This window comes from Haloferax larsenii (assembly GCF_024730625.1).
GTDB classification, from domain to species: Archaea; Halobacteriota; Halobacteria; order Halobacteriales; family Haloferacaceae; genus Haloferax; species Haloferax larsenii.
In genome coordinates this window covers 1,883,389-1,897,970 of the sequence record NZ_CP078063.1, presented here as the reverse complement: position 1 = coordinate 1,897,970, position 14,582 = coordinate 1,883,389, and the positions used below count along the sequence as shown (strand labels likewise).

16 protein-coding genes and 1 pseudogene are annotated in these 14,582 nt (G+C 63.4%); 11 read left to right on the top strand and 6 right to left on the bottom strand.

What is annotated here, in order from left to right; translation table 11 throughout:
* Nucleotides 1-8: 8 nt before the first annotated feature.
* Complete coding sequence (locus KU306_RS09875) at nucleotides 9-620, bottom strand: VOC family protein (protein ID WP_258301839.1); 612 nt, start codon at nucleotides 618-620, stop codon at nucleotides 9-11.
* 113 nt (nucleotides 621-733) lie between these two features.
* Between KU306_RS09875 and hisF the strand changes: the two genes are divergently transcribed.
* Entirely contained in the window at nucleotides 734-1,546 is an 813-nt protein-coding gene (gene hisF, locus KU306_RS09870; RefSeq protein ID WP_007539167.1) for an imidazole glycerol phosphate synthase subunit HisF, read from the top strand.
* Between the two features lie 99 nt (nucleotides 1,547-1,645).
* A complete protein-coding gene (locus KU306_RS09865) occupies nucleotides 1,646-2,272 on the top strand; it encodes a DUF1684 domain-containing protein (RefSeq protein ID WP_258301838.1) in 627 nt (208 codons plus the stop codon).
* Between the two features lie 75 nt (nucleotides 2,273-2,347).
* On the opposite strand, the gene KU306_RS09860 is transcribed toward KU306_RS09865, so the two are convergent.
* Together KU306_RS09860 and KU306_RS09855 are read right to left on the bottom strand one after the other, a co-directional pair.
* Nucleotides 2,348-2,632, bottom strand: a complete 285-nt coding sequence (locus KU306_RS09860) for a DNA-directed RNA polymerase subunit L (RefSeq protein ID WP_007539164.1) — start codon at nucleotides 2,630-2,632, stop codon at nucleotides 2,348-2,350.
* Nucleotides 2,633-2,658: 26 nt separating this feature from the next.
* Nucleotides 2,659-3,645, bottom strand: a complete 987-nt coding sequence (locus KU306_RS09855) for an MBL fold metallo-hydrolase (RefSeq protein WP_258301837.1) — start codon at nucleotides 3,643-3,645, stop codon at nucleotides 2,659-2,661.
* Nucleotides 3,646-3,758: 113 nt separating this feature from the next.
* Here KU306_RS09855 and KU306_RS18985 point away from each other — a divergent pair.
* A pseudogene (locus KU306_RS18985) lies at nucleotides 3,759-3,893 on the top strand (DnaJ domain-containing protein); the annotation flags it as partial.
* A 53-nt stretch (nucleotides 3,894-3,946) separates the two neighbouring features.
* On the opposite strand, the gene KU306_RS18980 reads toward KU306_RS18985, so the two are convergent.
* Nucleotides 3,947-4,426 carry a hypothetical protein gene (locus tag KU306_RS18980; protein WP_309138755.1) on the bottom strand — a complete coding sequence of 160 codons (480 nt, stop codon included), beginning with the start codon at nucleotides 4,424-4,426 and terminating at the stop codon, nucleotides 3,947-3,949.
* Between the two features lie 103 nt (nucleotides 4,427-4,529).
* Between KU306_RS18980 and KU306_RS18975 the strand changes: the two genes are divergently transcribed.
* The 3 genes from KU306_RS18975 (at nucleotide 4,530) to KU306_RS09840 (ending at nucleotide 6,570) form a co-directional block, all read left to right on the top strand.
* Entirely contained in the window at nucleotides 4,530-4,952 is a 423-nt protein-coding gene (locus KU306_RS18975; RefSeq protein WP_309138748.1) for a molecular chaperone DnaJ, read from the top strand.
* 82 nt (nucleotides 4,953-5,034) lie between these two features.
* Nucleotides 5,035-5,709 carry an MBL fold metallo-hydrolase gene (locus KU306_RS09845; RefSeq protein WP_258301835.1) on the top strand — a complete coding sequence of 225 codons (675 nt, stop codon included), beginning with the start codon at nucleotides 5,035-5,037 and terminating at the stop codon, nucleotides 5,707-5,709.
* Nucleotides 5,710-5,757: 48 nt separating this feature from the next.
* Nucleotides 5,758-6,570, top strand: coding sequence for a DUF4097 family beta strand repeat-containing protein (locus KU306_RS09840; RefSeq protein WP_007539153.1), 813 nt, complete (start codon nucleotides 5,758-5,760; stop codon nucleotides 6,568-6,570).
* Nucleotides 6,571-6,903: 333 nt separating this feature from the next.
* Here KU306_RS09840 and KU306_RS09835 read toward each other — a convergent pair whose 3' ends face one another.
* Both KU306_RS09835 and KU306_RS09830 read right to left on the bottom strand, forming a co-directional pair.
* Nucleotides 6,904-7,530 carry a uracil-DNA glycosylase family protein gene (locus KU306_RS09835; protein WP_258301834.1) on the bottom strand — a complete coding sequence of 209 codons (627 nt, stop codon included), beginning with the start codon at nucleotides 7,528-7,530 and terminating at the stop codon, nucleotides 6,904-6,906.
* 80 nt (nucleotides 7,531-7,610) lie between these two features.
* The gene (locus tag KU306_RS09830) at nucleotides 7,611-8,084 is read right to left on the bottom strand and encodes a DUF5793 family protein (RefSeq protein WP_007539149.1); all 474 of its coding nucleotides are present in this window, start codon (nucleotides 8,082-8,084) and stop codon (nucleotides 7,611-7,613) included.
* A 157-nt stretch (nucleotides 8,085-8,241) separates the two neighbouring features.
* On the opposite strand from KU306_RS09830, the gene KU306_RS09825 reads away from it, so the two are divergent.
* The 5 genes from KU306_RS09825 (at nucleotide 8,242) to KU306_RS09805 (ending at nucleotide 14,518) form a co-directional block, all read left to right on the top strand.
* Nucleotides 8,242-8,745, top strand: a complete 504-nt coding sequence (locus tag KU306_RS09825; protein ID WP_258301833.1) for a DUF7549 family protein — start codon at nucleotides 8,242-8,244, stop codon at nucleotides 8,743-8,745.
* 67 nt (nucleotides 8,746-8,812) lie between these two features.
* Complete coding sequence (locus tag KU306_RS09820) at nucleotides 8,813-10,507, top strand: type II/IV secretion system ATPase subunit (protein ID WP_007539146.1); 1,695 nt, start codon at nucleotides 8,813-8,815, stop codon at nucleotides 10,505-10,507.
* 1 nt (nucleotide 10,508) lies between these two features.
* Nucleotides 10,509-12,614 (top strand): type II secretion system F family protein, encoded by a 2,106-nt coding sequence (locus KU306_RS09815; RefSeq protein ID WP_258301832.1) that lies wholly within the window; start codon nucleotides 10,509-10,511, stop codon nucleotides 12,612-12,614.
* Nucleotides 12,615-12,736: 122 nt separating this feature from the next.
* Entirely contained in the window at nucleotides 12,737-13,384 is a 648-nt protein-coding gene (locus KU306_RS09810) for a class I SAM-dependent methyltransferase (protein ID WP_170836862.1), read from the top strand.
* 105 nt (nucleotides 13,385-13,489) lie between these two features.
* On the top strand, nucleotides 13,490-14,518 hold the full coding sequence (locus KU306_RS09805; RefSeq protein ID WP_258301831.1) for an NAD(P)/FAD-dependent oxidoreductase: 1,029 nt from the start codon (nucleotides 13,490-13,492) through the stop codon (nucleotides 14,516-14,518).
* The last annotated feature ends 64 nt before the right edge of the window (nucleotides 14,519-14,582 follow it).

Sequence of the window (14,582 nt, the reverse complement as noted above, 5' to 3'; positions counted from 1 at the left end):
CCAGTGCGCTATTCGGCCAGTGAGCGCATCTCGAACTGCTGTTCTTCGACGTTCTCCCCGGCGAGGGACGCCTCCGTAACCGCAGGCTGCGACGCCGCTCCTGGAACGACGCGCAGGTTCGACACGTCGCCGACGACAGTCCGAATCGTCCGGTCGATTCGGTCGCCCGCCTCGGACGGGACGCCCAACGACACCTCGCGGAAGTGACAGTCGTCTGAGTCGCCGAGTTCCGAGACGAGGTCGCTGTCGGGCGACTGCAGTTCGATTCGGAAGCCCCACGGCGTGACGAGGAACGTCCGGCGCTCGTTTTCCGTCACCGACCAGTCGCGGGCCGTCGCGCGCTCGACGACCGCGGACATGTCCTCGACGACGACACCGACGTGGTCGAACGCCAACTTCGGACCGGGTGTGAGTGTCACGTCTGCCGTGCCGCCGCGATTCGTCTGGAGGCGAAGTCGAAAGTCACTCGGCTCGTCTTCCTCGGGAGCCAGCGCGACCGACTCACCCTCGACAGAGCCAAAGCGCGCCGCGGGCGTGATTCCGAACGACGAGAGGGCCGCCGCGGCAGCGTCAACGTCAGGAACGTGATAGTGGAGGTGGAACACCTCGGGTGGATTCATACCTCTGACAACTCGGACACCGACATGAAGCTGGCGCTGCGCGAACTGCCGCCAGCGTCGCCTGCCGTAGCCGAAACCGTGAAGCGACTCATCCGCCAACGATTCGGTAGCGAATGCTCACGAAGCGCATCATACCCTGTATCGACGTCGACCTCGACGAGGACGGCAATCCGGCGGTCTACACCGGTGTCAACTTCGAGGACCTGAAGTACACGGGCGACCCCGTCGAGATGGCAAAACTGTACAACGAGGCCGGTGCCGACGAGTTCGTCTTCCTCGACATCACCGCCTCCGCCGACGGCCGCGAGACGATGCTCGACACCGTCTCGAAGGTCGCCGACGAGGTGTTCATCCCGCTGACCGTCGGCGGCGGCATCCGAACCCGCGACGACATCAAAGAGACGCTCCGCGCCGGTGCCGACAAGGTCTCTATCAACACCGCCGCACTGGAGAACCCCTCGCTCATCGAAGAGGGTGCACGCTCGTTCGGCAGCCAGTGTATCGTTATCTCGGTCGACGCTCGCCGTCGCTACGACGAGGAGGGCGAGTACTACGCCGAAGTCGATGGCGAGTCCTGCTGGTTCGAGTGCACTATCAAAGGCGGCCGCGAGGGTACCGGCGTAGACGTAGTCGAGTGGTCCCGCGAGGCCGAATCGCTCGGCGCGGGCGAGCTCTTTATCAACTCTATCGACACCGACGGCACGAAAGACGGCTACGACATTCCGCTGACGAAGGCCGTCTGCGACAACGTCTCGACGCCAGTCATCGCCTCGTCCGGCTGTGGCGGCCCCGAAGACATGTACGAGGTGTTCACCGACGCAGGTGCCGACGCCGGTCTCGCCGCCTCTATCTTCCACTTCGACGAGTACTCCATCCGCGACGTCAAGGAGTACCTCGACGACCACGACGTTCCGGTCCGGCTGTAAGCAGGGGAGCGCGGCCTTTTTGCCGAAATTCTTCCGGTCGTGCGCTCTCGGTGCAGTCGAAACCAATCTTCACCTCATCGGCGAGCGTACGTCTCGTGTATGACTGACGATTCGTGGCGAACTGCCCTTCTCCAGCACCGCGAGCAGAAAGACCGCTTCCTCGCGGCCGACCAGCACTCGCCGATTCCGCCCGACCAGCGCAAGTATTTCGATGGTCTCGACTACTTCGACCCGGACCCGGCCCTTCGGTTCGAACTCACCCTCGAACAGTACGACGACCCCGAGACCATCACCATCGGAACGACGACCGACGGCGAGCGCGACTACCTCGTCTGGGGGACGTTCGAATTCGAAATCGACGGGGCGGCGTACTCTCTCGACGCCTATCGTACGACGCCCGAAGAAGACCGCCTCTGGGTGCCCTTCCGCGACGAGACGAACACCGAAGAGACCTACGGCGCGGGCCGGTATCTCGACCTCGAAGCGGCCGACCGCACCGACGACGGGCGGTGGGTGCTCGACTTCAACTACGCGTACAATCCCTTCTGTGCCTACTCACCGCAGTACGAGTGCCCGCTCGTGCCCATGGAAAACTGGCTCGAAATGCGTATCGAAGCCGGGGAGATGGACTACGAGGGACCGGAGAGCAGTGGCGGGAGTCGCGCACACGGTCACGGTCACAGGCACGAACACGAACACAGCCACGACCACGAACACACAGACTGAGCACCCCGCGACGCTCTTGATGACTGCACCAGTAGCTCACGAGTCGAGTGTGAAAGGGAGAATCCGGGCGTGCGCTTAGATTGCGGCTTCGTAGGCTTCCGTGAAGGCGTCGGCGGTGTGCTGAACGCCAGCGGCGGCCTCGGCGAGCGCGTCGAGCGGGTCGACGCCAGATTCGGTCTTAATCGAGAGGACAGGGTCGGTCTGTCCACCGGACTGTTCGGGGTTCACGTCGTAGGTCGCCGCCGTGACACCGTCGGTTTCGAGGAGTTCACCCTTCAGCACGTTCATGAAGGTGTGGTCCTCGCCACCGATTTCGATGCGGAGTTCCTCGTCGGTCTTGTCGATGACCCGCAGTTCCATGGCTCTCCGTTCCCTCCAGCGGCGTTTTAACGTTTCGTCTCGGGTACAGCGACCAGCTCCGACGCCTCGGCGTCAGCATCGGCGAGCGCGTACTCGGTCCCGTCCTGCTCGACGACGCCCGCTTCGACCAGGTGGTCGAGGTGTGCGAACGCCTCGCCGGGGCCGTGGAGGATGTGGATGTTCGAGAGGTCGCCGAAGAGGTGCGCACTGACGGTCCACGCGTCCGCGGGGCCGTGTTCGTCGAGCACCGAGAGGACGCGCTCGGTGCGCTCGCGGTGGTGGTCCGCGATGACACGCGCTCTCCCCGCGGGGTCGTCGATAACGTCGCGGTGGCCCGGCCACGCCCGAGCGAAGTCGAGGTCGACGAGGCGGTCGAGACTGTCGAGATACGTCGCGAGCGGGCGGTCGACACGAAGGTCCGCACCGCCGACGTTCGGCGTGTACTTCGGCAGAATCGCGTCGCCGACGAACGCCTCGCGCCCTTCGTCACCATCGAACGCGTAGGCGCTCAACCCGGCGGCGTGACCGGGGAGGTGGACGACTTCGAGTTCGTCGTCTCCGGCGGCGATTCGGTCGCCGTCCGTGACAGGCGTCACATCTACCGTGTCGCCGCGGAGTTCCTCGTGGCCGCCGAGGAACGTCGTCAGCTCGTCGAGTGGCTCTTCTGGAATGCCCCACTCCTCGAATCGACGTTCGCTGATGCGCCGCTCCTCGGCGAGAGCGTCCTCGTCACCGGCGACGAGCGCAGCGTCGTCTTCGTGTACGTACACGTCAGCGTCGCTCTCCGCTTGGATTTCACCTGCAAGTCCGGTGTGGTCGGCGTGCCAGTGCGTCAGGACGATTGCGTCGATGTCGGCGACGTCGTAGCCGAGCGCGTCGAGGCCGTCGTGGAGGTCCTGTCGAACTGCATCGGTCGCGACGCCGACGTCGACGAGCGTCGGTCTGTCACCCGGAATGAGATAGGCGTTGTTCCGCCCTTCGAAGACGGTGTTACCAAGCGGGATACGTTCCATACCGCTTCCTTGCCGTCAGTGTTCATGATTTTTCCGAACGAATTCGATGCCGACCGACTCGGCCAATCGCCCGGTACATTCAAAAGCCGCCGTCGCATCGAATCGCACGTCGAATGCCGGTGGACTTCTACGAACTCCTCGGCGTCGAACGCGACGCCGAGACGGGGGAAATCAAGCAGGCGTTCCGTCAGAAGGCGCGGGAGTACCATCCCGACGTCAACGACGACGAACGAGCGACAGCGCAGTTCACCGTCGTCCGGAAGGCCTACGAAGTCCTCACCGACGACGCCGAACGCGCCGACTACGACCGGATGGGACACACGAAGTACGTCAACAAGCGGCTCGACGGACTGACGAAGTTCAAGTTCCCCGGTCGCGCCGGCGACGATGGGTCGGCCTCCTCGTCGTCGCAGTCGAGTTCCTCGTCGTCGCAGTCCTCACAGTCGTCTCGGAGTGGGTCGTCTACATCTCGGTCCACCGGGTCCAGTCGAACGTCTTCGTCGGGGTCGCGCGGGTCTCGGCGGTCGTCGAACCGGTCGTCGAGTTCGTCGTCGTCCAATCGGACATCCTCGTCGCGGTCTCGTTCGTCAAGTTCGTCGAGTTCGTCGCGGTCCTCTCGGTCGAGTCGAAGCTCTAGCCGGTCTTCGACGGCCTCGTCGTCGAATTCGTCTGGCTCCAGTCGTCGGTCGTCGCGGTCCTCGCGTTCTTCGGGGTCGTCCCGAACGGGGTCGTCTCGCAGGAGCCAGCGCTCCAGTGGCAGTTCGTCACAGGGAGGTACCACAGGGACCAGTCGTCGATTCGGGGGCGACGAGCCGTCGTCGACCACGTCGTCAGATAACACGAACCCGCTGTGGTACGGGTGGGGGCTCTCGCTTCTCGTCTTGGTGTCGTACCTCGGAAGCCTCGGATGGTACGTCGCGCGCGAGGGGATGGCCCTCGTGGCGATGCTCACCTCGCTCGATACTGCCGCCCCGGCCGCGACGCTCTTGGCGACATCGCCCCTTTCGTTCCCGAGTGTCGCTGCGCTTCAGACGACCGCTGTCACGTCGCCGACGATGCTGGCCGTGCCGGTGACTGCTATCGTCCTCCTAGTTTCGCTTTTCGCGGTCGTCAAGCGGTTCGGCCACGCCTGGGCGACGTGGCTCTACGTGGTCGCGGCGGCGGTCCCGATTGGCATCGTCGCCGCGGCGATGCTCGGCGTTCCACGCCCCGTCGCGGTCGACCTCCTCGGACTCGCGGTCTGTCCGGTCGTCGGGGCCGGTGGGTTCGTCGTCGACGTGGGGCGCTATCTCTGGGCGTCGCGGTAGCGGACCGCGGTCACGACGCAGGAGCGTCGATTCGAGGGTTCTGCGGAGACACGATTTTACAGTCAGCGACCGTTGCGGGCGTATGACCACGCTCGGCGGCAGCGTCCACCGATTTCGCCTCAGAGGAGTGAACGCGTACCTTGTCGAGGACGGGGACGAACACGTCCTCATCGACGCCGGGACGCCGTGGGACCGCGACCGAATATTCCGCGGACTGTCACTCGCCGGGTTCGACCCGAGCGACATCGACTCCGTCCTTCTGACGCACTACGACCCTGACCACGTCGGAACACTGGGTGCACTCGGTCTCCGCGACTCGGTCCGAATTCACGCCGCCGAACCGGACGCGTCCTACGTGACTGGTGACGCGAAACCCTCGTTTGCGTCTCACAAAGGCGCATTTCATCGTCTCGTTGGGCCCTTCCTTCGCCGCCCGACGAATTCCGTCGAGACCATCGACGACGGCGACGAAATCGGCGGGTTCGTCGTGTACCGAACGCCGGGACACACCGGCGGCCACACTGCATTCGTCCACGAGGAACTCGGCGTCGCGTTCGTCGGTGACATGGTCCGCGAGTCCGGCGGGAAACTCGTTCCCTCGCCGTGGCTACTCACCGCCGACACCGGCGCGAATCGCGCCAGCATCCGCGACTTCGCCGAGCGGTGTCCCCCGGTCGATGTCGTGGCGATGGGTCACGGAACCCCAATCGAAGAACACGGGTTTGGCGCGCTGAAACGCGTCGCCGACCGCGTTTGAACGCTCAATCCGGTACTAATTTCAATGACTCAACCCGTCGGATAGAGCATGCGAAAGCCCTCCAGGCGGTCGTTTCTCACAGGCGGTGCCACGCTCGGACTCGCGTCACTCGCAGGGTGTACTGCGCCCAGTATCGAGACGCGCGAAGCGGAGACACGCGTCGTCTCCCCGGACGGGTTCGAATCGCTCGAAGTGCGAAATCGAAACGGAACCGTCACCATCGAACCGTGGGAGCAGAACGACGTCGAAGTACGGGTCGTCAAACGCGGATTCGTCACGGAAGACCTCGACTCGGTTCGCGTCGATATCGGCGGTGACGAGTCGCTGACAGTGGAGCGAGTCGTCCGCGGCGACGACCCCGAGCCTGTCGTCGTCGAACTCGAAATCCGTGTTCCGTCGGCGTTTCCCGTGTCTCACGCGTCGACGTCGAACGGCTCTGTCGACGTCCGCCGGACCGCGGGCGACCTCGAAGTCCAGACGACAAACGGCGACATCGACGTGCAGCGCGTCGACGGATTCGTCGATGCGACAGCCAGCAACGGGAGTGTCTCGGCTCGCGGCGTCGCCGGCCTCGACGGAGTACGGACGACAAACGGGTCGATAACGGTCGACGTGTTCTCGATTCGCAGCGATACGAGCATCGAGACGTCGAACGGGGAGATAGACGCCGCGCTCGCGAGCGACCTGGACGCCGAACTCGTCGCCCAAACGTCGACCGAGTCTATCGACGTGAGTGGACTCTCGCTGGCCGATGCCAGCATCTCCAGAACACACGTCGATGGGACGCTCGGAGACGGTGGGCCGACGCTCACAGTGTTGACGAGCAACGGGCGTATCGAGCTATCGCTCTTAGGAGAGTAAAGAGCGGGGACCGCGGCCGAGCGCAGGTCCCCGGACTGACCAAGCCACTGCGAGGAGCACCAATCTCACAGTTGCCTGACGCGCCCGGCGGAGTTACTCGAACCACGCGCGTCAACTGCACATTTGACACTGGTTGTAAAAAGTCCTTTGTTTCCGCCAATTAGAACCATGGCATCCAGAAGCACTGTCTAAATGTGCCATTATGTGACCCATTTAGCCCAAATCACTGAACATCTAACAACCATCATGGTTCTTACTGGACGAACAGAAGGTAGAATCGTGATGATTTCTAAAAATCGTACGACCAAGCCCCGAATGCGGCAAAAATAGAGGTTATCTGACCAGGTACGGGTCGGAACCGGGGATGAATCGACCGAGGTCAGATTCGCGGCGGAAGTCGGTCGATTGGAGCGTCACCAAACCGGTCACGAGTTCGTCGTCGTCGCCGTCGTCCCACTCGATTGGGTCTTTGATTGGGACGATGAGGAAACCGCTTCCGCGGAGTTCCGTTCCGTGGAGTGCGTCCATGTCGATGTCGGTCTTCCAGGCGACCGCGGAGTAATTCTCCAGGACCTGTTTGGTCGCGACGGCACCCACCGGTAAGAGGACGTGTGCGGCGATAGCGCGGAGTTCGGCGTCGAAGAACCGCTCCATGTCGGTGTAGTCGGCTTTCGTCGGTTGGCCGTCGGGGACGCACATGTGGAGATACGAAAAGAACGTGGCGTCCACCGTCGGTTCGTCGCCCGTCGCGTCGAGAAGTCCCGCCTCGTGAAGTGCCGATTGGAGGCGTTTTCCCGCCTCGTCCGTGAACGGGACGCCGGTTTCGACGCCCCCGTGGACACCGGGGTGGTCGCCGATGACGTGAAAGTCGGCGTTCGCGTCACCGTATCCTGGGACGAACTGGTCACACGACGGTCGCATGTCGAACGGGTTACGTGTGCGATCGGTTACGTTCCTCACGCTGTCCTCTGTGCATGCAATCGATAAAGAAGACGTGGTTTACCGCCCGTTTTGACACGAACGAGTGTAATTGTCGTTACCTAGAGTTCGACCCCAGAGGGGATGAGACTCTGGCCGCGAAGCAGGTTTCCATCCACGTCGTAGACCAAGAAGGTGGACTTCTCGAACGTCTCGAAGTGGTCGCCCTCGATTGCGACGTCGACACGGTATCGACCGTCGTCGCCGTCGGAGGTTCGGCCGTACTCGCGCGCAGCACCGATAAACTGGAGTACGTCCTCTGCAGGTGCGTTGAGTTCCATCACGTAATCCCCGGTCACCCGGTTCGTGACGCTCACGACCCCTGTCGTCTCCGGGTCGTCGACGGGTCCCTGCAAGCGCAGTGTGGCGTCGAGTTCCTCGGCAGCGAGAAGTTCACCGTCAGGGCCTACGAACCGCTCTCGGAGTTCCTCGGCGGGGCCGTAGAAGTCGATAGAAACCGTCGGTTGGAGAGGGGGCTCGTCTTCCCCGTACCAATCGACGTCACGGACGTCGAGTTCGAAGTAGTCACGCCGCATTCCGTACCTCTCGTTATATTGCGCCACGTATTAACGTGACGCCATTTGCGTGTCGGGCTTTTAACGTGAGTATCGAGTGACTGCGGCGTCCCCGACGACGCGGTGTCGTCGTCACCACTGTCGGTAGCTTTTACCCATCGGCACGTGGCCATTCGGTATGGTCTGGGTCCGTTCCGAACACGCGGGTGCCCTTTCGGTCGTCGCGACGTGGCTCTGCGCACTCCTCCCGTGGAATCTGATGTACTCTCCGAATATCGCTGACGGAAGTCTGCTTTTCGTCCGGTTTCCGTTCTTTCAGGTCCGATTCGCGTGGGGAATCGACGTGGCCCAACGAATCGCCCTGTCGGACCCGCTGTCCGCCGTGGCGTTTCAAGCCGGGCAGCCCATCGCCGTCGGCTATAAAGCGTGGTCGGTCGGTGCCGCGGTGATGGCGATTGCAGTCCTCTTTTCGGTCGTGTACTACACCCAAGAAGAGCGCGTCGAGGACGGGCCTGTCGACCCGGTTCGAGTGCTTGGAGGGCTTCTCGGCCTCGCGGGAGTGGTTCTCGCCGCCTCGACGTATCTCCTCGCTACCCGCGGGTTCCCCGGAATTCCGGTCCCGCTCGGCGTGGTTCTCCTCTTCGTCTTCGCTGGTGTCCTCCTGACTGTGGAGCGAGCCTGACAGTGGACGGCGGGGACTATTTAAGTTCTGACCGACCATACCACCCAACCGACTGATTCGGGTGACGATGCAACGAGATACTGCGAACGACGCGGGACAGCCTATCGAGACCCCTCCCGAACGGGGTATTTTCCGTCTCCTCCGCGACGGCGACTTCGATGCGGCCGCGGCCGAGACCGAGCGCCTCCTCCGGCGCACCGCAGAGATGCTTCGCGGGTCACAGGTCGACGTCCGGCCGTTGAATCCGGACGACACTCCCCTCGGGTCGTTCGACGTGCCGGCCAACCACGAGGAAATCGACCGTTACTGGGTGAACGCTCCGTTCGCGTACGTGGTCATCACTTACGATACGGACGCGACCGCACACGAGTACCACGTGGTCGAACCCGACCTCGGCACGTTCGAAGCCGAACTCCTCCAACGCGTCCGCACGGACATCCGCGACCCGCTGTTGTATCGTCAGAACGCCGACCCCACACAAGAGAGCGCCCTGATTTCGGAGCTCACGACGCTGCTGGAGCAGTACGGGCTGGAACTCGACATGAACTCGTTTTACACGCTCCTGTACTACCTTCGGCGCGACTTCCACGGGTACGGTCGCCTCGACCCCTTGATGCACGACCCACACATCGAGGACATCTCCTGTGACGGGTACGACCTCCCGCTTTTCGTCTACCACGACGACTACACCGACATCGTGACGAGCGTCGTCTTCGAGAAGGAGGAACTCGACAACTTCGTCATCCGACTCGCCCAACGGTCTGGTCGTCACATCAGCGTCGGCGACCCGGTACTCGGCACGACGCTTCCGAACGGTGCCCGCGCCGAACTCGCACTCGGCGAAGAGGTGACTCCACGCGGGTCGGCGTTCACCATCCGGATGTACGCCGAAGAGCCGTTTACGCCCATCGACCTCGTCGAATACGGGACGTTCTCTATCGAGCAGATGGCGTACCTGTGGCTCTGTATCGAGAACAACAAGAGCCTCATCTTCGCTGGCGGGACCGCGTCCGGGAAGACCACCTCGATGAACGCGGTGTCGATGTTCGTGCCTCCGCGGTCGAAGGTCCTCTCTATCGAGGACACCCGCGAACTGGCACTCTACCACGACAACTGGCTGTCGTCGGTCACGCGCGACCGCATCCACGAGGGGACCGACATCACGATGTACGACCTGTTGCGGTCGGCGCTCCGCCATCGCCCCGAGTACATCATCGTGGGAGAGGTTCGCGGGAACGAGGCCGTGACGCTCTTTCAGGCGATGAACACGGGCCACACGACGTTCTCGACGATGCACGCAGACAGTATCGAGACGGTCATCAACCGACTGGAAAACGAGCCAATCAACGTCCCGCGTGCGATGGTCCAGTCGCTCGACCTACTGTGTGTCCAGACGCTCACCCGCCTCGACGGGGAGCGTGTGCGCCGGTCGAAGGCTATCGGCGAAATCGGGACCATCGACCAACGAACTGGCGAACTCGACTACTCGGCGGCGTTCTCGTGGGACCCCGAAGACGACTCCTTCGACCAAAACGACAGTTCGCTTCTCGACCAGATTCAACGCGAAAACGGGTGGTCGCGGACGGAACTCCGACGCGAACTCCGACAGCGCGAGCGCTTCCTCCAGTACCTGCTCGACAAAGACGTCTCGGACTACCGGCGCTTTACCGCCCTCATCAACGAGTACTACGCCGACTCGGGCGACGTGATGAAGCGCGTCGAGGCCGACGAGGACTTTTCGGACGCGGGCGTGGGGCTTTGAGATGGACTTCGGCCTGTACTACCTCCCGCTGGTCGCCGCGGTGCTTCTCGTCTTACCGGTCGTCCTCGCCCCGGTAAGCCGCCGCGCCGACTTGCTCGTCTCGCAGGTCGCACTCCCACTCTTCGGCTTCTACGTCGCAAACGAGAACCCACGGCGGCGCATGCAGCGCTGGCGACTCCGCGCTGCCCACGTCGACGTGACCCACCGCGTCTATGCGTCCCGAACGCTCCTCATGGCCGCGGTCTTCGGTATCGCCGGGAGCATCTTCGGCGTCTACGCTGCGGGAGGGGTGCTTCAGGCGCTCTCGGTCTCGGGCGAGGCGATTCGGACGGGCCTTCCGCCGGCGCTACAGTTCCTCGGGAACCTCACGACGCTCGACGAACTCTCGCTTCGCGACCTGTTCGTCCTCTTGTTGTTCTCCAGTGCGACGATTGGCGCTCTCCTCTCGCTCGGCGTGTACTGGATTCGGTGGTACTACCTCACCGAGCGGACGAAGACCCGCTCGACCGAAATCGAGGCGACGATGCCGCGAACGGTCGCGTTCATCTTCGCGCTGTCGCGCTCGGGGATGCCGTTTCCGCAGGTGCTCGAAACGCTCGCGCGGAACGAAGCCGTGTACGGAGAAGCCGCACGTGAGGTCGCAATCGTCGTCCGCGACATGGAGGGGTTCGGAACCGACGTGCTCACCGCGTTGCAGACGATGTCCGAGCGAACGCCGAGCCCGAGTCTCGAAGAGTTCGCGGAGAACCTCGCGAGCGTCCTCGGAAGCGGTCGGAACCTCTCGTCGTTCCTCCACGAGCAGTACGAGCGATTCGAAGCGGAAGCGGAGGCACAGCAACAACAGTACCTCGAACTCCTCTCGACGTTCGCCGAGGTGTACGTCACCGTCCTCGTCGCCGGCCCGCTGTTTTTCATCACCGTCCTCGTCGTCATCGGCCTCGTCCTCGCGGAGACGCTCACGTTCATCAGATTCGTCGGCTACGTCGGCATCCCGCTGGCGAGTTTCGGCTTCGTCGTCTACATCGACAGCGTCACCCAATCACTTCGCGGAACGGTCTCGAACGACGGCGAGAGTACCGCAGGCGACTCGGTGCTGAGTGCAGGCGGGGTGCAGGCGGGCCAACAACACTCGGTGACTGACGGCGGAGAATCGACGACGGTGCAGCGAAATCGAGAGCTACTCGCAGCCTACGACCGCCTGTACTGGGTCCGAAAGTGGCTCAATCGCCCGCTGGAAACGCTCAGTCGCTACCCCGCCGCGACGCTGGTGGTGACTGCCCCGCTCGGTATCGCCTGGGTCGTCTTCCAGTCGAACGTCGCACCCGGCATGCCGCCCGCCGATATCGTCGCTGCGGTCGACCGCCACGTGGTCGAAGCGACCATCGTCGCGCTGCTCGTCATCGCGGGCGTCCACGAGGTTCGAAAACGCCGGATTCGGGCTATCGAGCGGAGTATGCCCGACTTTCTCGACCGGCTCGCCAGCGTCAACGAGGCGGGACTGACGATTATTCAGAGCCTCCGTCGCGTGTCGTCGTCCGACCTCGGACCACTCGGCGAAGAGATTTCGCGCACCGTCCGCGACATCGACTGGGGCGCAGACGCCCGGACGGCACTCCATCGGATGGACCAGCGGACGCAGAGTCCGATGGTCTCGCGCTCCGTCACGCTCATCACGAACGCCATGCGCGCGAGCGGCGACCTCGCGCCCGTGCTCCGAATCGCGGCCGACGAGGCACAGGACAGTCGCCGTCTCGCCCGCGAACGCCGACAGGAGATGGTCACCTACCTCATCGTCATCTACATCTCGTTTTTCGTCTTCCTCGGCATCGTCGTCGCTCTGACGGTCTCGTTCATCCCTGCGGTCGAGCAGGCGAGCGCCGGTAACGTCGGGGCTGGCGAGGTTGCCGGCGTCTCGTCGGGGGCGTTCTCCGGTCTCCGTGACGTGGACACGACCGCCTACACTGTCCTGTTCTACCACCTCTCGGTGATTCAGGGCCTCTGTTCCGGCCTCATCGCGGGCCAGCTGGGCGAAGGGCAGGTCGCCGACGGCATCAAACACGCGGCGGTCCTGTTGATATTCACCTACGCCGTCTTCCTCTTCATCTGACTGCACGACCGGGAGGCGGTGTCGTGGTGCGGGTGGCGTGGTGCGGCGTGTTCACACTCCGTCCGACTGTGACACCGGCGGCGACCCGTGCGGTCTTTGTCGTGGTGTCTCCATCGACCGACATGGACGAATCCCGAGCGGCGGTTCGCGAGACGTACGACCGCATCGCATCGCACTTCGCGTCCACGCGCGAGTATCCGTGGCCCGAAGTGGAGTCGTTCGTCACCGAGTCGACGGCGGACTCGCCTGCAACCCGCGCGCTCGACCTCGGGTGTGGAAACGGGCGACACGTCGAACTACTCTCCTCGCACGCGACCGACGTGGTCGGACTGGACGTGAGTCGGGGCTTACTGCTCGAAGCGACCTCGCGGGCGAGCGAGCGAGACTTCGAGGCGCGACTCGTGCAGGGAGACGCGGCGCGCCTCCCCTTTTCCGACGACGCCTTCGACTTGGCCGTCTACGTGGCGACGCTTCACCACCTCGCCCCCCGAGAGACTCGCGTCGAGAGCCTGAACGAACTCGCGCGCGTCCTCGATTCGGACGGGCGAGCGGTCGTCAGCGCGTGGAGCACCGCCCACGACACCTTCGACCGGGAGGACGGCTTCGACACCGAAGTGGACTGGACGCTCCCCGGTGGCGAGACTGTCCCCCGCTTTTACCACATCTACGCGCCCGACGAGTTCGACGAAGACCTCGCCGCGAGCGACCTGTCCGTCGTCGAATCGCGGGTTTCGAGCGGGAACTGTTACGCCGTCGTCTCCGGGTTGTAAGCGGCGGTCGTTTCGATTACCACGACTGTTGGTAACACGAGGCGAGTGGATACTGCGAGCGCACAGGAGGTGTGGGCTTAAGACGGGTGCGACAAATCAGATTGTATGACCGAAGCCGACGAACGACAGGAGTACGAGGTTGTCGTCGTAGGTGGCGGCCCTGCCGGGTTGCAAACTGCGCTCTACACGACGCGACTGGGACACGACACCGCACTCGTCGACCGCGGTGGCGGCCGCGCGGCGATGATGCTCGACACCCACAACGTCATCGGCGTCACCGAGGACGTCTCTGGAAACGAGTTTCTCGAAACCGCCCGGTCCCAACTCGAAGACTACGGGACCGACATCCACCGCGACTTCGTGACCGAGGCCGAGCAGTTGGACGACGGCCGATTCCGTCTCGTCGCTAACGACGGTGCGTTCGTCGCCGAGCGCGTCGTTCTCGGCGTCGGATTCAACGACAAACGCCCCGAACCACCACTTCCGAGAACCGGCAAGGGACTGCACTACTGTCTCCACTGTGACGCCTACATGTTCGTCGACGAGTCGGTGTACGTCATGGGCCACTCTGACTCCGCGGCCTACGTGGCGATGATTATGCTCAACTTCACTGACGACGTCGACATCCTCCTTCGCGGTGAGGAGCCGTCGTGGTCCGACGAGACGGACGAACTCGTGCGCGCACACCCCGTCGATATCGTCTCCGAGGAGATTTCGGGCATGAACAAGCGCGACGACGGCTGGCTGGAGAGCTTCGAGTTCGAAGACGGGAGCGTCCGCGAGTACAAGGGCGGCTTCGCGATGTACGGCTCGGAGTACAACACGGCGCTCTTCGAACAACTCGGCGTGGAACTGAACGACGACGAGACGGTGCCGGTCGACGACCACGGCCGGACGAACGTCGAGGGCGTCTTCGCCGTCGGCGACATCACACCCGGGCACAACCAGATTCCCGTCGCAATGGGGAAGGGAGCAAAAGCCGGTATCGCCATCCACATGGAACTCCGCGAGTTCCCGAAGAGCCTCGACGAGATTCGCGCCGAGGGCGCTGTCGGCGAGGCGGACGTGCCCGGCATCTCGCCGGAGTTGCTGGCGAAAGCAAAGCAGTTCAACACCTCCCACGCTGACGACTAACACGGTTTATCCGGGTTATTGACCCCGTAATTCGGCGAAATCCAAGGAAATTCGGGGTTCGTAA